Source organism: Dyadobacter sp. CY327 (genome assembly GCF_021390415.1).
GTDB classification, from domain to species: Bacteria; Bacteroidota; Bacteroidia; order Cytophagales; family Spirosomataceae; genus Dyadobacter; species Dyadobacter chenhuakuii.
Genome location: NZ_JAJUXJ010000001.1, coordinates 417,971 through 442,629, shown reverse-complemented (window position 1 = coordinate 442,629; position 24,659 = coordinate 417,971). Strand labels below are relative to the sequence as shown.

At 47.9% G+C, this 24,659-nt stretch carries 12 protein-coding genes; 8 read left to right on the top strand and 4 right to left on the bottom strand.

All coding sequences use genetic code 11. The features are described from left to right. The first annotated feature begins 153 nt into the window (after positions 1-153). The 6 genes from LZG74_RS01915 (at position 154) to LZG74_RS01890 (ending at position 16,080) form a co-directional block, all read left to right on the top strand. Positions 154-1,848 (top strand): hypothetical protein, encoded by a 1,695-nt coding sequence (locus tag LZG74_RS01915; RefSeq protein ID WP_233794961.1) that lies wholly within the window; start codon positions 154-156, stop codon positions 1,846-1,848. Continuing rightward, the gene (locus LZG74_RS01910) at positions 1,832-9,430 is read left to right on the top strand and encodes a hypothetical protein (protein ID WP_233794960.1); all 7,599 of its coding nucleotides are present in this window, start codon (positions 1,832-1,834) and stop codon (positions 9,428-9,430) included. The genes LZG74_RS01915 and LZG74_RS01910 overlap by 17 nt, the downstream gene beginning before the upstream one ends. A 12-nt stretch (positions 9,431-9,442) precedes the next feature. Further along, positions 9,443-11,359 carry a hypothetical protein gene (locus LZG74_RS01905; RefSeq protein WP_233794959.1) on the top strand — a complete coding sequence of 639 codons (1,917 nt, stop codon included), beginning with the start codon at positions 9,443-9,445 and terminating at the stop codon, positions 11,357-11,359. 116 nt (positions 11,360-11,475) lie between these two features. Further along, complete coding sequence (locus LZG74_RS01900; RefSeq protein WP_233796321.1) at positions 11,476-13,074, top strand: fibronectin type III domain-containing protein; 1,599 nt, start codon at positions 11,476-11,478, stop codon at positions 13,072-13,074. A gap of 3 nt (positions 13,075-13,077) precedes the next feature. Beyond that, on the top strand, positions 13,078-13,509 hold the full coding sequence (locus tag LZG74_RS01895) for a hypothetical protein (protein WP_233794958.1): 432 nt from the start codon (positions 13,078-13,080) through the stop codon (positions 13,507-13,509). Between the two features lie 147 nt (positions 13,510-13,656). Next, on the top strand, positions 13,657-16,080 hold the full coding sequence (locus tag LZG74_RS01890) for a TonB-dependent receptor (protein WP_233794957.1): 2,424 nt from the start codon (positions 13,657-13,659) through the stop codon (positions 16,078-16,080). Between the two features lie 78 nt (positions 16,081-16,158). Here the strand turns inward: LZG74_RS01890 and LZG74_RS01885 are convergent, their stop codons facing one another. From LZG74_RS01885 to LZG74_RS01875, 3 genes are all read right to left on the bottom strand, one after another. Continuing rightward, complete coding sequence (locus tag LZG74_RS01885; protein ID WP_233794956.1) at positions 16,159-16,530, bottom strand: hypothetical protein; 372 nt, start codon at positions 16,528-16,530, stop codon at positions 16,159-16,161. 74 nt (positions 16,531-16,604) lie between these two features. Further along, entirely contained in the window at positions 16,605-19,229 is a 2,625-nt protein-coding gene (ppsA, locus tag LZG74_RS01880) for a phosphoenolpyruvate synthase (protein WP_233794955.1), read from the bottom strand. A 16-nt stretch (positions 19,230-19,245) separates the two neighbouring features. Continuing rightward, positions 19,246-19,701, bottom strand: coding sequence for a MarR family winged helix-turn-helix transcriptional regulator (locus LZG74_RS01875; protein ID WP_233794954.1), 456 nt, complete (start codon positions 19,699-19,701; stop codon positions 19,246-19,248). A 225-nt stretch (positions 19,702-19,926) separates the two neighbouring features. Between LZG74_RS01875 and LZG74_RS01870 the strand changes: the two genes are divergently transcribed. Next, the gene (locus LZG74_RS01870) at positions 19,927-22,323 is read left to right on the top strand and encodes a TonB-dependent receptor (RefSeq protein WP_233794953.1); all 2,397 of its coding nucleotides are present in this window, start codon (positions 19,927-19,929) and stop codon (positions 22,321-22,323) included. Between the two features lie 30 nt (positions 22,324-22,353). Beyond that, positions 22,354-23,292 carry a DUF4249 domain-containing protein gene (locus LZG74_RS01865; RefSeq protein ID WP_233794952.1) on the top strand — a complete coding sequence of 313 codons (939 nt, stop codon included), beginning with the start codon at positions 22,354-22,356 and terminating at the stop codon, positions 23,290-23,292. A 73-nt stretch (positions 23,293-23,365) separates the two neighbouring features. On the opposite strand, the gene LZG74_RS01860 is transcribed toward LZG74_RS01865, so the two are convergent. Next, complete coding sequence (locus LZG74_RS01860; protein WP_233794951.1) at positions 23,366-24,406, bottom strand: SGNH/GDSL hydrolase family protein; 1,041 nt, start codon at positions 24,404-24,406, stop codon at positions 23,366-23,368. Positions 24,407-24,659: the final 253 nt, after the last annotated feature.

Genomic DNA, 24,659 nt, shown 5'->3' with positions numbered 1-24,659 from the left:
ATTTCGTGTCCATAGCTCCGTTAAAAATCCTTCATCGATTTTTGAATGTCGTTCATCGATTATAAAAAGAACAGCGGCAGGTGCGCAGATACCTTTCGGGAAAATCGGTCAGGTCGAGACTGGTTTTAATTCAACCCCAAAACTGTTCTGCAAATGCGACGCTCAGGTTTGTTACTGATTTGCCTCTGTTTCTGCTCCTGCTCCCTTCTGCGGGCGCAGGATGGCGCGCCTAAAAACAAGCAGGTTCAGCTTTCGGGAGGGCTTAATGCTTATGCTGGCCTGTACACGTCCAGCGGCATCGCCGGGCGCAACCAACCCAATCCGTTTGGACTGAGCGGGGCCGTTACATTAACCCTTCCCGGCGGCATTTCTTTGCCATTTTCTGCTGTGCTGGGCAACCAGGGCGCCAGTTTCCGTCAGCCGTTCAACCAGTTCGGCGTGAGCCCCACATACAAATGGGCCACTGCGCATGCAGGTTACCGCAATGTATCTTTCTCGCCATTCACGCTTGCAGGTCATACATTTCTGGGCGGAGGCATTGAGCTGAATCCCGGCATGCTGCGGATAGGCGCTGTATACGGACGTTTTAACAAAGCCATTTCTTCCACACTTTCCGATCCTAATGTTATCCCGTCTTTCAAACGCACCGGTTATGCGGTGAAAGTAGGTTATGGCAAGCCTAACAATTACGTGGACCTGGTTATGCTCCGGGCCCGTGATGATACCAACTCCATCGACCGGGTGCAGATGTCTCCCGAGAAATACACCACCCCAGCCGAAAACATGGTTATCGGTCTCACTTCACGACTGCTTTTGATCAAACACATCCTGGTTGAAGCAGACCTTGCGGCGAGTTCCTATACGCGGGACATTTCTGCATCTGAGGTGGCGGCTGAGGGTAAAAATCCGATGTTCCGGCTCGTAGGCAAGCTGATCACGCCGAGGCTTTCCACCCAGCTAACCCAGGCGACGCAGGCGGCATTGGGTTACCAAAGCAAATGGGGGTCTGTCAAATTTCAGTACAAACGCATTGATCCTAATTTCCAGACCATGGGCGCCTATTATTTTCAGAGTGATATTCAGAGCTATACGGGCAATGTCACATTGAATTTACTCAAAGGAAAAGCGCGGCTGGCTGGCAGTTACGGAAAGCAGTTTGATAATCTGGCCCAAAATAAAATCGCGCGCACAGGCCGCTCCATAGGTTCTATGATGGTTTCTTTAAACCCCGGCCCTACCCTCGGATTCGACGTTTCGCTCTCCAATTACGGGCTGAGCCAGCGCGCGGGAATCCGGCCATTGATCGATACGCTCCGCATTGCCCAAAACAATTTATCAGCAACTGCCAACGTCCGTTATTCCATTTTTGACAAAGATTTTTCCCACATTTTCACCCTTACCGGCGCACATCAGCAACTGTCCGACATGAATGATAACACGTCCGTACAAACCGAAAATAACAGTCAGAATGCCAACCTGGGCTATTTTCTGCAAGCCAGTCAAAGTGGGTTCGGAGCGAACTTAATGCTCTCCTACACGCAGACGAGCCTTCCGCAAACCTTGCCCGGGACCACGGATCAGAAAGTAAAATTCTACGGCCCTACACTGGGGACGAATTATAGTTTTTTAAAAAAGAAACTGAACACTTCACTCAACTTCTCCTATCTGTTCAATAAGCAGTTTGGGGAAACAGGAAAAGTGTTAACAGCCTCCATGAATGCAGGTTACCAGCTTGCAAAAAGGCAAAGCCTGAACATTATGTTCAATTATCTCAATTCGAACACGGGCATTCAAACAGAAAAATTCAACGAACTCAGAGGAAATATCGGCTATGGAATTTCATTCTAAAAAATATAGCGCTTTCACAAAACGGTGCATTGGCTTCGGGATGATGCTATTTCTGTGTCTGGGATTTTATGCGGGTTTTGCCCAAAATCAAATCCGCATCACCACCAATGTTTTGCCGCCTTACAGTCCTTATATCCAGGATTATCCCGGCACTGGCAACCGCGTTCAGGTTTTTATTTCCAATCTTTCGGGCCGGGCATTGTCGGTGCGGCTTTTGGGGAAACTGGAAGGCGATAATGGTGTCGTCATTCGTACTTCGCAGCATTACCGTCCATTGCGCCCGCTGGAATTGCGGCCAACGGATGTGAACAGAATGATTACGCGGGCTGAACTGGAAGGGCTTTTCGACCTGAATCAAATTGAAGTCGAAGGGTTGAATAAAGACCAGCTTTACCGCGGCTTACCCCTTCCCGAAGGCAACTATCAATTGTGCGTCCAGGCATTTGATAATGCCACCACCCGCCCGTTATCCGCCGAATTCCCCATGGGCTGCAGCGGATTGATCCCTGTCCGCATCATTGAGCCGCCTATCCTGATTTCACCGATGGCCGATGAGGAAATCGCCGTCAAAATACCGCAAACTCAGCTTTTCACCTGGTCGGCGCCTGTGGGCATATTGCCTAATCAGGTGGAATACAGCATCCGGATCGTGGAGCTGCCCGAAACCAATGTTGATCCTAACGTATATATAGATGCGATGGTGTTGCCAAGGTCCGGCGTGGAAGTGAACAATCTCCGAACAACGACATTTTTATACGGCCTACAGCAGCCACCTTTGCAAAAAGGAAAACGTTACGCATGGCGCGTACAAGCGAAGCCCATCGGACAAAGGCTCAATTTCCTGAACGACGGAAAGAGCCCTGTTCAATCATTCATATATGGCCAGCAAATGCCGCTTGGGGTTGATCTGGAATACATTACCATTACCAGTCCTGCGGCAAAACGCAATGCAAGTATCGAAGTAGGCAGTAACAATCCGTTTCTAGTAACCTGGAAGCTGGATGAAGAATTTGAAAAAACATTACGAAAAGCATTTGAAGCGCAACCAAAAAAATCAATTGTAGAGCAGTTTGCTGAACTCAGTTATCGCGTAGTGATTAAAACGGACGAAAAAAGAGGCCAGGGCACCGTGGTGCTGGACCGGCTGGTCCGGGGAGAGCAGCTGAGCATGGAAAAATCGGAGCTGCCAGCAAACATGCCGACCGGGCAAAATTATGAGGTCCTGATTGAGTTACAGGGGATGTCGGAAGCGAGAAGAAACCGCGCGCAGCTGGGCGAAGCGCTTTTAGTCTCAAAACCAAGATCTTTTACACTGATTGAAAGAAACAAAGGAAATGAGGCAGATAGCCTGACGATCCGGGGTGTGCTGGCTTATCGTTTCCCGGGCGAAAGCGGCACACCGCACATTCTTCCGAACACGCAGGTTGTTCTTATGAAAATTTTCCCGAACAGGTTCCGGGCAACCGTTGCTTATGGCAAATCCGACGGTTCGGGTAACTATACCATTAAAATTCTCAAAACCTCAATCCAGGGGCTGGGCGATTCGACGGCTTACACCCGTTTTATGGTCGATCCGGTGAATCCGTTTATCCAGCGCCTGGCCGAGCCGGGCTACTACCAAACCAAGGATGACAACACTTTCCAGGTGTCCAGCGCCGAGCAAAAAGGCTATGAGGTTCAGAACATTACCTGGCTGGCGGCCGGCTATAACCTGGACGTAACAGCCAGGATTTCATATAAAAACTGGCCAGGCACGCCGGGCATCAACCTGGAAGGAAAACACCTCGTCATTTACCGGAAACCAGGCATTGCCAAAGATTTTGACAAATACAGGCTTCCGTTTGAAGGTTCAGTAAACCAATCGTCCGGGCCCGTAACTGCAACCGTGCAAGCCGGAATAAACAGCGGTTACCAGCCAGTTGGCGGCATCGGTAATAAGGTAAATGTGAATGTAAATGCATCGTCGGATGAGCCCGGCAGTTCCGGAAGCGGCAAATCCGGTGAAGCTGCGCTGCGTATGCAGGTGATCGCAGAGCTCGAAAAAAAGGGTTATCAGTTCATCAGCATGGTGGCCTTGAACAAGAAGGATACTGAATACGGCGCGATGATCAATAACCTCGTTTATGGCGGCGTATCTTACGATGCTTACCAGATTTATTGCCCGGATTGTGGTCTTGCGCCGGATGACGCCGACCCAATTATCAAGACAAAACCTTCCGAAAAGCTGCCTGAAACGCCCGCACGCATTGAAAAATACACCTATAACATTCAAACCGACGAAGCTCCTACCATGACTTTTACCGGCAAGCTCACATACAAGTTTGCGGACGCGGGCAAGGAAGGCGCGCAAGTGAAAGCATTGCCCAACACGCAGGTGCGTTTGCAAGTGGTTTACAAAGCAGCCGGTTCAGATAAAACCACATTCGGCACCAGCTACGGCAATTATGCCGAGTTTTCGGAATTCCATCATGATTTCAGCCAGACTCTCGATACCAAAGTAACGGGCTCCGACGGCTCTTTTACATTCACTGTAAAGATGACCAAACCTATGGAACTGGGAATGCTTGCGCCTACCAAAGAAACTGGCCAGGGAGAATTCAAGATGCCGTCCGTAGCCTACATCCGCGGCATCCGCGTCGTGGTGGACAATCCCTATTATGCAAGCCCGACGGAAACATTCGGCATTCAACAAGACCAGGTGATGAAACCGCAGGGCTCCTACGACTTCGGCCCGGTTACCGCAGTAGCCAAAAGCTATACGCTCATTACGCAATCCAAATCGGACACAACCGGAATTTCTTTGGTGAATGAACAAAAGGCCGGGATCAGAAACGACCTTTCCGGGATAAGGGTGTCTGTGCTGCGCCGGATCAAAAGCAAGGACAAACCCACAGGTCCTGACCGCAGACCGCCCGCAGACGAAGGCGTTGGTGCAAAACAGACCATGACATTCCATATGAAACAATTCACCGTGATTTCGACCGCAGAAACGGACGCTAGCGGAATTGCTAAATTCCCAAGAATGGTTATGGCCAATGGTGAGGACGATGCGTATTACCTTTCAACCGAATCATCAGTGGACGGTTTGAATAACTATAAGCTTGTTTCGCTCAAACGGATCACCGTCAGCGAAACCTGGGGGTCAACATTCTCGCCGTATGCAACGCAGGAGGAAATACAGCGTTCGGAACAGGCACAAAAAACACAGTACGACGCCTCTAAAATTGATTGCAAAACAGTTTGGGAGCTATTCCACCTGGACAACCCCAATTTCCCCACAGTCTGGACCCCTTCTGGCACTTTCAGTAATGAAGAGTATGAAAAAAAGGTTGTGACACAGCATGCACCTGACTACCGCTGGGCAAGTCATTTGGTTGACTGCAAAACGGTGAATAATTACTGGCTTGGCGAGAAATTGCATGACGTGAAAGTGAACCAAAAGGTAATGATCCCGCAGTCAGCCTTGTATGAGCCGGTCTTCGCAGATCAATATAAAACATTTGAATCGGACCCTGTCATCCGTCACCTGAAACCAGGCAATCCAACTGTGAATGTGCGGGTTGTAGATAAATCAAATCCAACACAGGGCATCAAAAATGCGATAGTTACCCTCAATTATATTCCAAACGAATCGCCTGCCGGCCAGATCACAAGCCTGATGATGATAACGGATGATGAAGGCTGGATTTTGCAACCATTCCAACTCAAACCCGGCACCAAAACAACTGTACGCATTAAGGCGGAGGGCTATGTCTATGTTTCCTGGATGAACCAGGCCAAGAATGAAGGCCATATCAATATCGGCGACGTGTTATTAGGCCAGAACAGTTACTACGACCGCGTTTTAATGGAGCCTAACACGGTCATCACCGGTAGGGCGATAGACATTGATGCCATTCAGAAATCGACTGTTGACGTGTCCGGCAATAATGCAACTATGGATGTGAAAGATGCTGCCACCAAAACAACAACACCAAAAACGACAGTTGGTAAAAATGCAGCAAGCGGCAATGTTAGTTCCGTACCGGTACAAACGCAGCCTTACAATCAAATGGTCGTCAGCTCGGAACCGTCGCTTGAAGCCTATGCCCAGGCCGACGATGGCAATATGGTGAAGACCAAATTTGAGAACGGGACCTGGAAATATGCCCTTAAAACACCTTCTACGGCATCCCAGCTTAAAATTTTCCCTGTCAACATCAGCTATTTTGGTGAAGAAAGAAACATTAAAACGCAACTTCCAAAACCTGTCTTACAAGCAAACAGGTATACCATCGATGCGGGCGACATTAATATTTACGAACGGGACCACCGCATTATATTCAAATTGCAAGATGAAATAACCAAAAAGGGAGTTCCCAATGCATATGTGCGGCTTTTTGGCAAGAAATCGAAAGGTTTTGAGTTTGGGGCAAGTGAAACCGATGGCATCGTGGAAACGCGCTTCAAGAATGTTTCCATTGACAACCTGTATGTCGAAATCGCGGCGCCGGGTTATGTGACCAGGACAGTAGCTGTGAATAATAGTGAAACGAAAACAGCCGAAACCAAAGTCGTAGTGCTTCAACCGGCCAGGACGGTCAAAGGAGTTGTAGTAGTCAACACGGGAAAAGGAACAGAAATCCCGCTCGAAGGAGCCGAAGTGTATGTGGCTTCTGGTGGCAATGCGCCCGTGAAATACAGCGCGGTAACGGGCAAGGATGGCTCTTTTTCAATGGATGTAGCCAAAACCCTGGATGGCAGCACGATCAATATTGAGGCCATTTTTGACCCGAAAAATGTTTCCAATCCACCATTGCCTGCGGGCACTACATACGTGGGAGCGGGCAGCAAATTGCTTATGCCGCAGCAATCCGGCCAATCATTAAAATTGACATTAACGGCTTTTGATAAATTCAAAATCGCGTCGCTATGGGGCTTTCCAGTCACTATCGAAAAAATAGACCCGAAAACGATGGGGGTTACGGGCGAAATCGACTTGTCGGACAGCGGATTAGGGCCATTCGCGATTGTAGATAAGAGTATAAGGGTGCGTTTTGAGAATGTGGCTTTCAAAGCAGATCTCCAGAATCCGGGTTTCGGCATTCCGGTTGAAGAATCCGTAGCACTTGAAACGAATGTTCTGAATAACCTCCTTTACCACGCTACCCCGGAAGTTGACATTAAAAAGACCAGGTATAACATCAAACTTTCCTCCCCGGAAGGGCTGCTTTTCAAACTCAAAATTGTAAGAACGCCCGGCACTTCCACCGGCAAGATCATGGCCAAAGCGCAGGTGCTCGATAACTCGTTCAACTTTTCGTCCAACCTGCTGTATTACGACAAAGGCCAGTTCTTCCTGTACGACCCCGAGGTTTCCGGGCAGCCAGCGAATAAACCAATGGTTACCGCATTCGACGCGGCGAAAAGTAACATTAAATGGACCAATTTCGGGATCTGCCAGTCAAACGGAAAACCCATGACATTGAGGCTGCTTGACTTTGAAGCGGTCAGCAAGCTGGAAGGCTCGCGTCTGATCGGCGACGAAATCCACCTTAATCCCGTCATGACCTGTCCTGTTAAAAACGCCCAACCGGAAAAACTGGAAGTGACGATCGGCGACCTGGTTTTGAAAAACAACACCGTGGATGTAAAAACGGGCGAAACGCCGCTCACTTTCCCGCTGGCCGGCAAATGGAGCGTAGAGATCCGTGACTGGAAGCTGGATTACAAAAAGGGTGGGTTTTATTCCAAATCAGGCGTTGTAAAAACCGGAAAGGTGGATATTCCTGTCACAGAATTCAACTTACGCAGCGATTTTTATCACCTGCTTGTCAATCCAAATGGCAATTTCGACCTGGCGGGCGTGGCCAAAATGAACCTGATAGGCGAGCCGTATTTTGCATTTGATCCGCAAACAGGGTCAGATATGAAGGGGCATTGGGCTATGGTAGTGGTGCCAAAGGACGGTAAGCCAGCCGCTCAGCTTCCTGCGGGTGCTGTTCCGGGCCTTTCAAAGGAAATGGATTTTGAAACATTATCCCTCCTGGATAATGGTGAAGATGTGGTATCATTTGGCTCAGGCAGCAAGGCGTTCCGGTTTTTTAACATCATCGACGTGCGCCCAACCACCATTGAAACCGGCGCCGATTACTTTGCATTCGATGCGGGGATGTCCAATGCTATTCCCAATGCGCCGCAGGATGTTTCAATGCGATTTATTTATTCCAAACCACAGGGTACCGTGAAGCTCAAAACCGTTGTCCCTGGCGGATACAAGCTGCAAACCAAAGGTTACCTCAATTTCGAGGCTGGCCAGCATGTTGCTGCGGACAAAAGCCAGTCCACTGCCATCTTCTTCGGAGAAGGTGTGATCGCCATGCGGGGTAAGGTAGAGGAACCCGATAAGCTAAAACTGGATAATGTTCTTTTGGTTCATAATAAAAATGAAACGCACATCACCCACGGCCGCAACATAGATCTGACCGATCCGACCACATTGACAAAATGGAGCGAAAACCTCTCCGACCTCACGGATCCGGCAAAAGATGAAGTGAATTATAATGAAGGTGGTGATTTCAAAAGGCTCAGTGTAGGGCTTGGCGGCAATGGTCTTAGTAAGGTGTTTGTTCACCAATCTGTAACCAACAAGCAATGGGAGCTGCTCAAATTTTCCGGATTGCCGCAGGGTTTTTCCAAAATGCTGGGAGAAGATGAGAAAAACCGGCTTGCGTTTACTGCCTATGGTGAGATCAAAGCCGAAGGCCAGAAGATCAAGCTCGATGGGATTGATACGGGCCTCGGCGGGCTGAGCCTGGTGTATGATCACGAGAAAAAACGGTTAACAGGCTCTATGCAGCTTTCGAACATTCCGGTTCCGCCTACCATGACTTTCATGAATGGCATGGCGCAGGTAAGGCTGGACGGCAACGGATTTTACCTGGTTGCAACCGGCGAATTGCAGAATGTGCCGCTCATCGTGCCGGTTACCATGCGTGCCGGGTTAATGCTGGGCGTGTACAACAGCAATGATCTTGGGGAAGCGCAGCAGGTGCTTTTCACAAACAGCCACCGCAAAGCGTTACCCTGCTCGTTCGATGGTTTCAAAGGGATTTACGCGATCGGCGAAGTGCCTGTTCCTTTGATCAAATCCTTCAATTATGAGATGTCCTTACCAGGCGTGGGCGGTTACAAAGTGGGAATGGATGCCTTCGTGGACGGTTATGTGTTTAGTAATTACAGCAATGGCGCATTCACAACAGGCACAGGATTGGGCATTGGCGCACATGCTTATGCATATGGAAGCATACTTTCCCTGAGCGCGGGCGGTGAAATCCACGTCAGTGGCGGTGTGGACGGCACATTAACCGTCGACCCGGGAGCGAAAAGTGTTTCGGTTGAAATGAATTCAAGAATCGGTGCCGGATTTTCAGTGACATTAACGGAAGACCTGACCGGTGCTACAACCGGCACATCCGCTGATTTCTGTCTGACATTGGCGGGCAAGGCTCAATATAAAATTGGAAGCAGTCCCGATCTCTCCATCACACCCGGCTGCATGTTTACAGCGTGCACAGGCGGCTGCACAGTAACAGAACAATAATCAATTTCTGATATGAAAAATATATTATACAAAGCGCTGATAATGATTTGCTTGTACCCAGTTGCATTGCAAGCGCAAAAACCGCAAGCCGCTGCTGGTCCGTACGGAGTGTTTATCCAGATCGACAAATTATTACACGGCCCGCAATATGTGGTGGAGCGGCTGGAAACCGGCAAAGCAACGTCCAAACCGGATTGGCAACCCGTATGCACCACCGACAAAGGCCCGATCAGCGCAAGAGACCTTGTTGCCCGGCTTACATTGCTTTCTGCTAAAAACTCCATGTATGAAATTCCGGACGATTCACTTACCGCATTGCTATATACGCGCTATCGGAATGCCTCACATGTAGATTCTTTGGGTGCATATGGCGAAAATCCGCAGTATCTGGAAGCATTAGGACTTGGTTTCCTGGATACGGATGTACTCCAGGGCAAGCGTTATGATTACCGGGTCCGCGCATTGGAATCGCGTGAGGGGGTTTTTTATAATCCAGGGACAGTTTCAGTGCCTGGTTCAAAACTCGCTACAACTGCCATGGCTGTCAGTCAAAATGCGAATGGGCAGGTTGTTAACATTCAATATTTACTAAAAAAACCCAATCCTTACATTGCCGGCGCGCGCGTTTTGCGGGCAACTTACGGTCAGACCGATTTTGCGGAATGCGGTGCGGAATGGGGTTTTAGAAAAGGGAAAAAAGATTCGCTTTTCCTCGTTGTTACAGATCCGAATGTGCGCCGGAAGATGCTTTATTCGTATGTCGTTTATCTCAAAGATTTTTTGGGGAACGAAAGCGGCGCGGCGGACACGGTTACCATTGCCAATCTTCGCCCGCAAGAACAAATCCCTGTTATTCATTACATTAACACAGTTTCCCATGAGGCCGAAAATGCCATTGCCGTTTCCTGGCAGCTTTCTTCGACCAAAGACCTTCGTTCGGTTGAGATCTGGCGCAGCGAAAAATTTGATGTGGGTTTTCAAAAAATCGGCATAGCAACTCCTAATGATACGGTTTATTACGACAACCGCGTGGAGCCGGTGCAGGGATATTATTACCAAATCCGGCTGAATGGGACTTACGAAACTTCCGGAGAGTCGGTCAAAGTTTCGGGAATGCTGAAAGCCAGTCGGCCGGCATTAATACCGCCTACCCATTTTCAGCTGAAAACATCCAGTGACACGCTCACATTCCGCTGGCAACCGGCTGATTTTGATACACATGGCTATTACATTTATTTCGCCGCCGGTCAAACAGACTCCCTGCAACGCTATTCCGACATTATCCTGGCTGGTAAGGAGTTAAAATATCAGGTTCCGGCCAAAAAGCTGGCTTTGGGCACAGGTTACCGGTGGGCTGTGGTGGCTGTAAATACAAGCTACAATATGGGACCGATGAGCGAGATCCTTTATTCGCAACCGCGGTTTCCCGAGCGGCTGGCAACACCCATTAACCCTGAAATGATTCCCCAGAATGACCGCGCATTGCTGGTTTGGGAGAATATGAGATCCATTGACCCCTACATTTTAGGTTATATCATTGAAAGAAAGGCGGCTAATGAAAAAGCGTTCAAGGCGATTTACCGGCAAAAGGATGAAGATAACAACCGGAACAATTTCGCGGACAGCACCGTGAAACAAGGCGTCCGGTACACCTATCGCATTAAGGCTTATGGTTTGAATGAAATGTGCTCCTTTTCCCAAAAACCAGCCTTGCACAGCGCGCCATGTTACGGGCCAATGTGGTTTCGTACCAGCAAGTGGACCTGTCCTGGGACCGGCTTCCTTCTTCGGTGGAAGTGTTTGTGGTTGAGCGCAAAGAAGACGGTTTTGGCCAGCGTTTTACTGCGATTTCAGGTAATTTATCTGGCACCACATTTTCGTATCAGGACAAAACCGTGCAGGAAAACCGGACCTACATTTACCGGGTAACGGCCTCTTGCGACAAATCCTGCGGCGGTGAGCTGAATGAAGTCCGTGTTACCACGCCTTTGGCCCCGCCTGCAAATCCCAGCAACCTGGAAGCATTTTACATTTCCGGCCGCGGCATGGCCATAACCTGGGTGGGAAACAACAGCGATGGCACTACTTTCCTGCTGGAACGCTCGGAAAACGGCGGCGGCTTCAATTTACTTACACGAGTTCCTTATGCCAGGTCGCTCAGCTATAATGACGGAACGACGACGGCTGGCAACAGCTATTGTTACCGCGTAAAAGCAGTCAGTGCAGGAGGAGAATCGGGTTACTCGAATGAAAGCTGCGTGAGCCGCGCGCTTCCCAAACCAGCAGCGCCGTCGGGCCTTTCCGCAACGGTTGTCAGTTCCAGCCAGATCGATCTCACGTGGTCGGATAATGCTGATAATGAGACAGGATTTGAGTTAGAGAGGTCTTCGGATGGAAATAATTTCAGCAAACTGGCAGACATACCAGCAAACGCGACAAGCTATTCCAACACAAGCCTTCCCACATTAACCAAATTTTGGTACAGGATTCTGGCCAAAAATGCGATCGGGACTTCGGGATTTTCGAATGTAGCTGAAGCAACTACATTTGATGTTCCGCCCGGCGCTCCGACAAGCCTTACGGCCAAAACCATTAGCAGCAGCCAGGTTAATCTTTCCTGGAAAGACCAGGCCACGAATGAAGCCAGGTTCGAACTGGAGCGCTCCACAGACGGCACCAGCTTTTCCAAAATTGCGGACATTGAGGCAAATAAAACGACTTACGAAAATACGGGACTGCAACCGGCCACTAAATACTGGTATCGCGTGCGGTCGGTCAATGATTCAGGGCCGTCGGGTTTTTCCAACATTGCCGACGCTACAACATTGGACGTTGAACCAAATGCGCCGGGAAGGCTCAGCGCCACAGCGGTAAGCCATGACCAGATCAATCTGGAATGGGAAGATGTCTCAGGCAATGAAACGGGTTTTCAGATCGAGCGGTCAACCAACGGGACCACATTTACAAAAATCGCTGACCTCGCGGCCAATGTGAAAAGTTATCAGAATAAAGACCTGAGCTCTGAGACAAAGTACTATTACCGGATTCGGGCTGTGAATGCAATCGGCCCGTCGGCATACAGCAACGTCGCAGATGCGACCACACGCAAAGCGCCAATTCCCGATAAGCCCAAAAACCTGACCGCGACGCCGGTAGACTATGATCTCGTACAGCTGAAATGGGCTACATTATCGTCCAATGCAACGACGGTGATCATCGAGCGTTCCCGCAAGCCGGACGCAGATTTCAAGCAGATCGGAAGCCAGGCGGCAAACACAACGCAATTCCCCGACCGTGAGATTTTGGATGTGTACGATTATTATTATCGGATTAAAGCAGTCAACAGTGCAGGCGCCTCACCGTATAGTGACGTCGTGAAAGTCGCTGCCAGTCAAATCATTACTGGCACCGAGCCGCAAGCGCAGGAAAGCCTGGTTTATGTACACGAAAAGACATTGCACGTAACATTAAAGCACCCGGTTTCAGGCGAGATGACATTGTATAACACCCGCGGCGCAATAGTAAAAAAAACAAGTTTGACCCAAAACATGACCCTCGACCTATCCCTGCTCCCCGTGGGCATTTACATTGCCGTCCTGAACGGTGAAAAGACATTGGTAAAACAAAAAGTACTTCTTTATTAAATCATGAAAAAGAACCTGTATCTGATAGCATTATTGCTGCTTGCTGCCTGTCAGCCCAAAAAAGTAGAGCCTGCCGACATTGGGCAGATCTGGAAAGCAACGTCCGTAAAGGAAAATGGCGTGGTGGTGTTTACCGAAGGAAATGCAGGGAACACCAAACCCGGCTACGCCCGCTTCCGCCTAGACCTGACAAGTAAGGAACAGGTCCGTTTCACAGACGTCGACGGCCGCACATTATCGGGTCAATGGTCCCTTTCGCCCGACAACAACCGCCTCATCCTCGAAAACCTGTCTCCCCCACCCACCGGATCAGCCGGCAACATTGAATTTTACATTACCGACAAACCCACGCAGGAGAGGCTGTTGCTGAAACGGACGAATGAGAGCAGGAAGACGGGGAATACGGTGAATGAATATGAGCTTGTGCCGGAGTGAGTTTTGCGTATTAAAAATTCTATCTTCTGAATGAATAAAATATCTACAATCCCCTCCTTACCAAAATAGTACAATTTGCTTGGAAGTGAACTTTGGGAAGAATACATTTGCAGCGTCATTTAAATTTTAAATAGTCTAAATAAGCAAATGAGAACCTTTCTACCATTTTTATTATTTTTACTCATAACATGCCTTTCCTATGGTCAGTCAGGGAAATTGAAGGGAGTTGTGCAGGATAACTCCAAAAAGAGCATCCCGGGCGTCACCGTTTTGATCAAAGACACTAAAATCGGGACGCAATCCAACAACGACGGCGTCTTTGAATTATCCAATTTGAACGACGGAAACTATACTTTATCGATTTCTTCTATTGGGTTTAAAACCAAAGAGTTGCCGGTTACTATCGCGCAAAACGAAGTTGACCTGAATACCATCACATTGTATGAGGGCGACGAAATATTGCGGGAAGTGCTCGTGCAAGGTGAAAGTGAAAACAAATTTTCAAGAAATCAGACGGCCTATGTTGCCAAATTGCCATTGCGCGATTTCGAAAACACGCAGGTTTACAGCACCATTACCAACTACCTGCTTAAATCACAGATCGTTACAAACTTTGACGATGCATTGAAAAACGCAGCTGGAGTGGAAAACCTCTGGACGTCCACGGGCCGTGGCGGTGACGGAGCAGGATATTACTCGCTGCGCGGATTTTCAGTCCAGCCTAAACTGGTCAACGGCTTACCCGGACTAACCAACGGAACCATTAACCCGGCCAACATTGAGCGCATTGAGGTTTTGAAAGGACCTTCTGCAACGCTTTTTGGCAATGCGGTCAGTTCTTACGGCGGGCTTATTAATGTAGTAACCAAAAAGCCTTACGTAGGAACGGGCGGCGAGCTTTCATTCACAACCGGTTCTTTCGGACTGAACCAGGTAACGGGTGATTTTAATACAGCATTAAGCAAAGAAAAAGGAATTTATTTTAGATTAAACACCTCATATGCAGCAGAGCGCAGCTTCCAGGATGCTGGTTTTCGGAAGTCTTTCTTCGTAGCCCCTTCCCTATCTTATAAGGTGAACAATAACCTGTCGTTTTCTTTCTATGGCGAGATTACACAGGCGGAACAAACAAACCCCATGTTCCTTTTCCTGAACCGCACCGCGCCTACGGAGTCCAAAAATATGAAGGAGCTGAATTATAACTACAAGCTCTCTTTCACCAGCAACGACCTGACATTGCAAAACCCAACGCAGAATTACAGGGTCGAAATGGATTACAAACTTTCGGACACATGGCAGTCGCAAACATTGATTTCCAAAAGCGCCACTTCTACGAAAGGCTATTATTCCTATTTGTTTGACTACGGCATATTGGGAAATGATACTTTCTCGCGCTTCCTGAACAAACAAAATGAATACACCGGAACATCCGATATCCAGCAAAATTTCATTGGTGATTTCAAGCTCGGCTCATTGCGGAACCGGGTTGTGCTTGGGCTGGATTATTTCACAGCCACGTCCACAAGCAACGGCACGGGTTATGCATTTTACGGTAATGTAACGCCGGAAGGTGGTTCGAGCGGCGATGATCCGTTTACGCCAAAAGTGGTCGAAACCACTGCTTACCCGCTTTCAACGGCTGCTGTGGATGCCGTGCTGGCGCGTCAGGGCGTGAGTAATGCAAAATCGAAATATAACATTTACAGCGCTTACGCGTCTGATGTGCTGAATCTTACCAATAACTTGTCTGTAATGGTGGGCCTGCGTCTGGATCATTTTGATAATCAAGGCGATATAGCAACGGGAGAAGACAATTACAATCAAACTACATTGTCTCCGAAATTGGGACTTTTGTTTGAGCCGGTTACGGATAAGGTCTCTATTTTTGCCAATTTCCAGAACGGCTTTACCAACGTGGCGCCTGCACTTGTGGGCAACCCGGAAGCCGGCCCGCAAACTATCAAGACTTTCAGACCTGAGCAGGCCAACCAGATTGAGTTTGGTATCAAGACGAACATTATCAGAAACAAGCTGAACGCAACGATCAGCTATTACGATATCCGTGTGAAAGACCAGGTGATGACAGATCCTACGTCGCCGTTCAACAAAATCCAGGATGGTGAAATTTACAGCAAAGGGTTTGAAATAGAAGTAAATGCTAACCCTGTGCGAGGCCTGAACGTGCGCGCCGGATATAGCAACAACGACAGCAAAACCACCAAAACGGATTATACCGACATTCTGGACAAGCGTCCACTGGGAGCCGGGCCAAAGACACTTTACAATTTCTGGGCTAATTACGAAGCTCCGGGCGGTAAGCTGAAAGGGTTTGGCCTTGGGCTGGGCTTCAACGGCGCTAGCGAGCGTTATGCGATAAACTATGTTTCGACAGGAGATTTCATGCTGCCCGCTTACACCGTTGCCAACGCCTCCCTCTTTTTCCAGGCAGAAAATTACCGCATAGGCCTCAAACTGAACAACGCTTTTAACAAAGAATACTATAAAGGATGGTCAACCATTGCCCCACAAACTCCGCGGGCCTTGCTGGCAAACTTTACTTATACTTTTTAAGGTTTGGTTTAATATAAAAAAAGCCTGTGAATCGATTGATTTGCAGGCTTTTCTTGTTTAGAGACTAAAATCAAAACATTATTTTTTTGCTTCCTTAACCGCCTTGATCGGGAAATCTCCGTATTGTGATGAGATCATTCCGGTGAGTGTATCGCCTTTTAGTGCCAAATTATATTTGAAAACACCCTGGTCAGATTCTGTCGAGAATGTGACTTTATCCGCGGCAACGGTCAATTCCTTCATTTCCTGCTTTTGCGTGTCACCTACGTAGCCAACCGTTTTGTTGTCTTTTTGCTCAAAAGTGAAAAATCCGGATTCGTATTCGGGCGGAACATCGCTGATCTGATATTTCCAGGTGCCCAATATATCGTCCGCCGTGACCGATTTTTGCGCTGCAATTGAGAAAATCCCAAGTGCGATAACCATCATGAAGTACAACTTTGTTTTCATCCTGACCAAAAGTTTAAAATTTGAAAACTAATATTTGGTCACCAATTAACACAATTCCGGATACAGTTCAAAATTTAGATCAGCTCAACATATCCATCCGTCCCATTCACCCGGATCCGCTGTCCATCCTTGATGAGCTTTGTTGCATTTTCTACGCCTACAACGGCTGGTAAGCCATATTCGCGTGCAATAACGGCTCCATGGGTCATTAACCCGCCTACTTCTGTGACGAGACCTTTGATGGAGACAAACAAGGGCGTCCAGCTCGGATCAGTGAAAGCGGTAATCAGAATGTCGCCATCTTCCAGCCCGGCGTCTTCCATGTTCAATATCACGCGCGCGCGACCTTCAATGATCCCCGACGAAACGGCCAGACCGGCAATGGCGCCATCGGGCAGATTTTCTTTTTTATAAGAACCGGTAATCACTTCACCATCAGACGTCATAACCCGCGGAGGCGTTAGTTTTTCATAACTTTTAAATGCTTCCTTCCGTTGGTGGATAAGTTCGTTTTCCAGCTTTTTTGTTTTGACAACTTCACATAGTTCGTCGAACGTGAGATAATAGATCGCTTCTTTGTCAGCTATGACATTTGCCTGCACAAGCCGTTCGGCTTCCCCTAATAACGCTTGCTTATATACGAAGAAGCGGCTTACCATTCCATATTTTGGATATTCACGATAACCCGTAAAATTGCGGATCAGGTTGATCACCTGTTTGGCCTCCTTTGCTTTTGACTCACCATCAGGAAGTTGTCTTAACCGGCTCAGTAATTCCTTTTCTTTTTCCAATGCTTCCCGCCGCCCCTGCTCAAATTTTCTTTGACTGGCACCAGGTTCAAAATTTCTGATATTACCAAGAATAACCGGGATAAGCGTGGCAGGTTTTTCTATCCAGCGCGGACGCGTAATGTCAATTTCGCCAGCACATCGTACACCGTATTTTTGTAGAAAAGCATGCATTGCAGCCTGGGCTTCTTTTCCACCTTCCAATTGGTCCAGATGGTCCAGAAAATGATCATCTTTTACATTTTGAAGATAATGGATGACTTCCGGAAAAGGGCGGATCACATCTGCAACGTCCAGTAGCGCCAATCCCATTTCGGAAGTCACGTTGTTGGGGACAGATTGAGAAAGTGTGTCTGCTGCATTTTTCTCACCCAGCCATTCATTCATTTTGTCATTAACCCACGCCAAGGCATTAAAAGTGGACATAATTGTCTTCGTACTCAGCGAATCAAACATGCTTTTCCTCCACTGTTGAATGTCCTGGCGGATGAAATCGAGCAGATCCGAGCCTAATTTGGACTGGATATCTGATTTCAGTGCGGCAAGCGATGTTTCGCTCTTGCTGATCAAATCCGTTATGACCTTTGGATCGTCGATGAACGGCGGAGTGGCAGGCGGCGGTGCGGGGTTGTTTAAAACCGATTGTTCTTCCGGCAAAAATTTAATAAAATCTTCCCGGCCCAAAATATTCAGCAGCGCGTCTTTGATCAGCGGATCCGACTTTCCCAATGTCGTATTCAGGAGAATATCCCGCATGGCCGGAGAAGCCAGGTTGGGCGCGACGTCCACGAATAATCTCCCGCCAGCGGTGCGCATTTTGGCAGGGGTTAGCAACAGGAAAACGGAAAGCCCCAGCGGCTTCATAGCATCCGTCATCATTTGCTGGTGGCCCACAGACACATAAACGGCCGGAAGGCCCTCAGCATGAACCGGATCGCTTGTCTGAGGAATGGGGAACAAAGTAGTAATCGGGCGGCTTTGAACAATATAAAACGTGTTACCAGACAGGCACCATTCGATATCCTGAGGAGCGCCGAAATGGGCTTCAATTTTTCTTCCAATGTGGGAAAGCTGTAAAATTTGCGCATCTGTCAGCGTTTGCATTTCCTGTTTTTCGGGATCAATCTTCTCTTCGTGCGTGCCGCCATTTGCTGATGCACGAATAGCCAGCTTCTTTCCTCCTATCTGCTTGTCGACGATAGCCTCGTTACGGACTTTATAATGATCCGCATTGACAATGCCCGAAACCAGCGCCTCGCCTAGGCCGAAGCTGGCATCGATGGATGTGACATTCCGGTTGCCATTAACCGGATCAGCAGTGAACAAAATGCCGGCCGCATCAGGAAAAACCATCTTCTGGACCACCACCGACAGCTGGACTTTGCGATGATCAAATCCGTTTTGAATGCGATAAATCACTGCACGATCCGTGAACAAGGAAGCCCAGCATTTGCTGATATATCCGAGGACAGCCTCCTTTCCTATGACATTCAGGTAAGTATCCTGCTGGCCTGCGAACGATGCCGTCGGCAGATCCTCCGCCGTGGCGCTGGAACGGACCGCATGTGCATTGCTTTCACCCAAATGATGAAGATGAATGCCAATTTCTTCACTGATCTTCGCCGGAATCGTTGTTGCTTCAATCAACCCTCGGATTTCCGCACTGATTGCACAGATCGCTTTTCGATCCTCAGCATGCAGCAGCGCCAGCCGATCCAGCAACATATCGATATCCGGGCTGTTCGCAATAATTTCCTTAAAAGCATTGGTAGTCACGCAAAAACCATCCGGCACCTGCACGCCCGGAATCCGCAGCAACTCGCCCAGATTAGCACCTTTGCCACCGACCAAGTGTATTTGCGTTTTATCAATGTTCTTAAATTCTATTACGAATTGACTTTTATTTTCCATGGCTAATAGGAATGCATTATTGTTTGTCGAGCTGTTCCGTCGTTTCTTTTGCTATTTCTATCGCTTTGTTAAAATAGGCTTCAATGATTTTGCTGTCCGCATCGGAAAATGACGCCAGCATTTCCTCCGTTTTGCTCCTGAAATCCTTGTATAGCGGCGCAAGGAGCGCCATAATGTTTTCGGTGTTGGCTACAATGATCACTTTCCGCCTGTCTTCCGGCGCAAAGCGCCTCTTCACCAGATCTCTCTTTTCGAATCTATCAATCAAACCGGTTACGGCCCCCGTAGTGAGACCCGTCAGGTTCGAAAGTTCACCAGCCGTCATTTCGCCTTTTTCGAGGAAAAATCCCAAATACTTATGATCAGTCCCGGCAAGTCCGGCCTTTCGGGCAACGGTTTCATGCATTTGCAGTGAAACATATGCGTATTGCTGGCCCAGTCGCCGGACCGTTTTTACAGCCTCATCATTCATATTTTATCTTGTTGAATAATTATCTTAGTAACAAAGATAAATATAGAAAAGTGAGACGTCCAAATTATCAGGTAAAAATAAAGTCGATCCTTTTGCGTCACTAGCGCTGTTTCCCTCGTATTCCCTAGCAACATCGTTCAGGAAATTCTTGAAATGATTAAATTATTTTTTTGACATACCATAAAATGTAACCGAACGTTAACGAATTTTAACGCGATGCTAAGTATGCCCAAACCACTCTACCAGTTACTAATTTTTGTTTTCGTTTCTTTTCAGGCTTATGCTCAGGAGCAGATTACCATCAGTGGTTTTGTGCGTGAAAAAGGAAGCCTGGAATTGTTGCCAGGTGTGAATGTGTACCTCGAAAATTCTACGGTCGGGACGGTTACCAACACCTACGGCTTCTATTCACTCACCATTCCGAAATCAGATTCCGTCAGGATTTCCTATTCCTTTGTAGGCTATGAAAGGCAGGAAGTTCGCGTTGAAAAGGTGGTTAGCCAGCAGATTGACATTGCATTATCAACAGCTAACCAGCTGAACGAAGTCATCATTTCGGGAAGGCGACAGGATGAAAAAGTTAGCGAATCGGTGCAGATGAGCCAGATTGAGATCCCCATTTCTCAAATCAAAAAAATCCCGGCGTTTTTTGGTGAAAAGGATGTGATACGCGTGTTGCAGCTTATGCCGGGCGTCCAAAAAGGGACCGAAGGACAAACGGGCTTATACGTCCGCGGCGGCGGGCCAGACCAGAATCTGATTATCCTCGACGACGCGGTGGTGTACAATGCAAGCCATCTTTTCGGCTTTTTCTCCGTTTTCAACAGCGATGCCCTCAAAAGTGTTGAACTCACAAAAGGTGGGTTTCCGGCGCGATACGGTGGGCGGCTTTCCTCGGTTGTTGAAATGAATATGAAGGAAGGAAGCAAAGAAAAACTCCACGGCGAAGGCGGCATTGGCCTTATCTCATCCCGGTTGACGCTGGAAGGGCCATTGGCTAAAAAGAAATCCTCTTTCCTGATTTCCGCACGACGTACATACATTGACGTGCTCGCTCAGCCGCTGATCGCCCAGCAGCAAGCGGGGTCCGACAGCAAGGTGAAGCCAGGCTATTTCTTTTACGACCTCAATGCAAAAGTGAATTACGACTTCGGCGCGAAAAACAAGCTGTATGTTAGTGGATATTTCGGGCGTGATAAATTCAACATCCGGGAAAAGAGCACCGATAGTGAAAACAGGTCGGGGCTGAGCTGGGGGAATGCTACGGCGACATTGCGGTGGAATCATTTGATCAACCAAAAGCTGTTTGTAAATACTTCGCTGATTTACAGCCATTTCAATTTTAATATTTTTGCCAACGACAAGCGGTATGAAAAGGGCGTATTGCAGGATGAGTTTAGTTTGAAATACAACAGCCTGATCCGGGATTATAGCCTGAAAACGGATTTTGATTATTTCCTCAGTGCAAAACACAGCGTAAAATTCGGGGCGCAGCTTACGTCGCATCGCTTTGTCCCTTCGGCCCTGGCGCTGGAAGGCGACTTTTCTGACGATGAGATTGACCTGCAAGCCAAACCCATCAACACCCTGGAAGCGGGCGCTTATGTGGAGGATACCTGGCAGCCCTTTACCGCTTTAAAGGTGAACGGAGGCTTCAGATTGAGCTTTTTTCAAACAAAAACAAAGTTATATGTGCGACCGGAGCCCAGGATTTCCGCAGCATTGAAATTGGCAAAGGATTTTTCCGTCAAAGCCTCATTTGCCAAAATGAACCAATATGTGCATTTGCTGAGCAACACCGGACTAGGTTTGCCCACGGATCTTTGGGTTCCTACCACCGACCGGGTGGCGCCGCAACAGTCCAGCCAGGTTGCATTCGGCTTTGCAAAAGATCTTGAAAAGCCCGGCCTGGCGCTTACTTTGGAAGGTTACTATAAGAAAATGAACAACATTATCAGTTACAAGGAAGGCTCCTCCTTTATCAGTCTGGACGGTGAAAATGCCAACGAACTCGACTGGGAAGATAACATTACCACGGGAAAAGGCTGGTCTTATGGCGCCGAGTTCATGGTGCAGAAGAAAACCGGAAAACTCTCGGGCTGGGTAGGTTATACATTATCGTGGACACAGTGGAAATTTCCGGAGCTCAATTTTGGCAAAACATTCTATCCCCGCTACGACCGCCGCAACGACATTTCGGTGGTGGGAATTTACGAACTGAGCAAGCGCATTACATTATCAGCAACATGGGTTTACGGAACGGGCAATGCACTTACGATCCCCATTTCGAAGTTCTCTACGTATCCAAACCGCTTCGTCCCGAACCCCTGGGGATCACCTGCATATGGCGGGAATGTCACCAACGAATATGGAGACAAAAACGGCTTCCGGGCAGAGCCTTACCACCGTATGGATGTTGCGATCCAGTTTCATAAGAAGAAAAAGCGGCACGAACGCACCTGGGAATTCGGGCTTTACAATGCATACAACCGCAGAAATCCGTTTTTCTATAACATTGATAATAAAAAAGATCCAGGCGATCCTGACAGAAGGATCAATGTCCTGACACGCTATTCGTTGTTCCCGGTGCTGCCGTCTTTTAGTTATAATTTTAAATTCTGATCAAAAATGCGTGTTATAACGGCTTTACACATGAATAAGACCTTGCTTTTCCTCATGCTGATGTGCATCGGTTTGCTGTGCGGCTGTGAGAATCTTGTCAATGATCTGGATCAGGACAAGCTTCCGAAAGTAGAGGCTAAACTGGCTGTTTCCTGCTACATTTCTCCACAAAGCCCGCGGTTGGAAGCCATTATTACAGAGTCACAACCGATCTTCGGACCGGCGTACTACAATCCGGTGATTGTTACCAACGCCGAAGTAATCCTGTCCGACGATGTAAATCAGGTACGGCTGGTCTTCGATGATTCACTCCAGAACTACGTTGCGGACAGCAGTGCGTTTAAGATCGTGGCGGGCAAGACCTACACATTGACTGTTAACGATGGAAAAAGGTTTGTGAAAGCGCAATGCACAGTGCCGTTTAACCGGGTGAAAGAAATGGAAGTGTCCATTGATAAAGAATGGGCCGGCTATGAAACCGATTCGACTGCATGGTTCTGGTTTTCGTGGGAAGATGTGAAAGGGGAAAGCAACTATTATGCACTTCGCGGTTCCTATACGCATGAACAAACTATGCCCCGGCCCGACCCAAAAACAGGCAAGACCGAACCTTTTCGATATATCTTCACCACGGAAATGATTGCTTTTGAGAGAGGCGTTTACAATGATGTAAATCTGGACGGGATCAAGTTTATCAGCCCCAAAAACGGAGCTCATATCAGTTCAAACAGGACCATTACCTATCTGGACGAAAAAGGTGCGGAAAAATCACTGGAAACAAAGCCCCTCATTAGGGACGTGAGAATAGAAGTAATGGGCATTGACGAGCATTATTACAAGTTCAGGCGCTCGTTGGAAAACAATAATGATAACCCGTTTGTAGAACCCACTTTGGTTTATACGAATGTGGAAGGTGGCTTGGGCTGTTTTGCATCGTTTAATGCGGTGGGAAAAACCATTAATCCCTGAACTGCACCGCTATCAAAAGAAACGGTGACCAGGTTTTTGTCTGGCCACCGTTCAAAATCTTTAAGGCTGCAAATCAGTATTTAAGCTCTTTGATTTTTGCTATGACCCTGTTTGCAATGATTTGGTAACCCTTATCATTCAAATGGATTTCGTCCGTACTGACGTCAGCCCGCAGACCTCTCGGGAAATTGAGATTTTCAAGGTCTGTCAAGTCATCCTGTGAAGGACTATAACTGATTTCGGCCAGTTCTGCATCCGTTGGCGGCGTCATTGGAACAAATGATTTTCCATATTTCGCTGCCAGCTTCTCATTAATCGAGGCAACCTGCTCGAAGTTTTCTGTTCCCTTCCGATCCGATTGCGCCAGCAGAACGCCGAGAACAATGTAACGCGCTGGCGCTGTGATATAAGCAATGGAACTGTCGAGGGCGGCAAGGATTTCCTCTTCCGCATTCGGTTTCCCAATGTTATTCCGGCCATACCATAAGATCTGCGTGGCCGTTTTCAGCCTCGAAGCGTCGTCCAGCAAAAATTCCGAGTTTTCGGGGACATCAATTACGCTTACAGCCGTAGGTGTGATTGTATAATTTTCGCCCAGTTCCGCGTTAGCTGTTCGCCTGATGGTGCACCTGACACCGCCTACGGAGCCGGTTCTGCTGTATTCGTCGTTATTCGTGGGTGTTGATAAAAATTGATTGCTCAGTTTTGTGATCCGCACAGGCTTGATGCCATTCAGCTTATTGCCTTCAATGGATATTGTCAGCGGCGTTCCACCTTGTCGCACGGCAATGCGCGATGCAACCTGCCCTACGATGCCGTCGCTGAGTACCGGTCTGCTTGCCAGTGCAGCTGCAACAATGTTCCCGTAAGGAGCGGTGCCACCTGCGCCGATGGTGAGACTATCGCCAAAAAAAGCCAGCGTTTTGTCCCGGTCGGGCTGTTTTTCTTCTTCCTCTTTGTCGCTTTTGGGGAAAATATCTTCGATAATCCCGCTACACGACGATAGCAATGTTGTTGTAAAAATGGCCGCCCCAGATTGTAGGAAAAAACGCCTGCGGCTTAGTGAACTGTCTGGATTCTTAATGTGCGAGTCAGTATTCTGATCTTCATTCATTTTTTTGGAAGATATATGGGGTTATGCTTACATCGTTCCAACAATAATCATTCCAACCGCAGACTCATTACTTTGCCGCTGAATCACTAATATTTGTTGCATTTTTCCACGCTATGTTCCTTTGTGAAAAATCACATAGCCATGGAACAACTATTCTTACAACTTGCAGGTTTAATTGAAGCAGGATTAGTTATATTGATGCTTTTCATTGGATTCAAGATCATCCAATCCCTGGAAGTAACATCACCTAAAA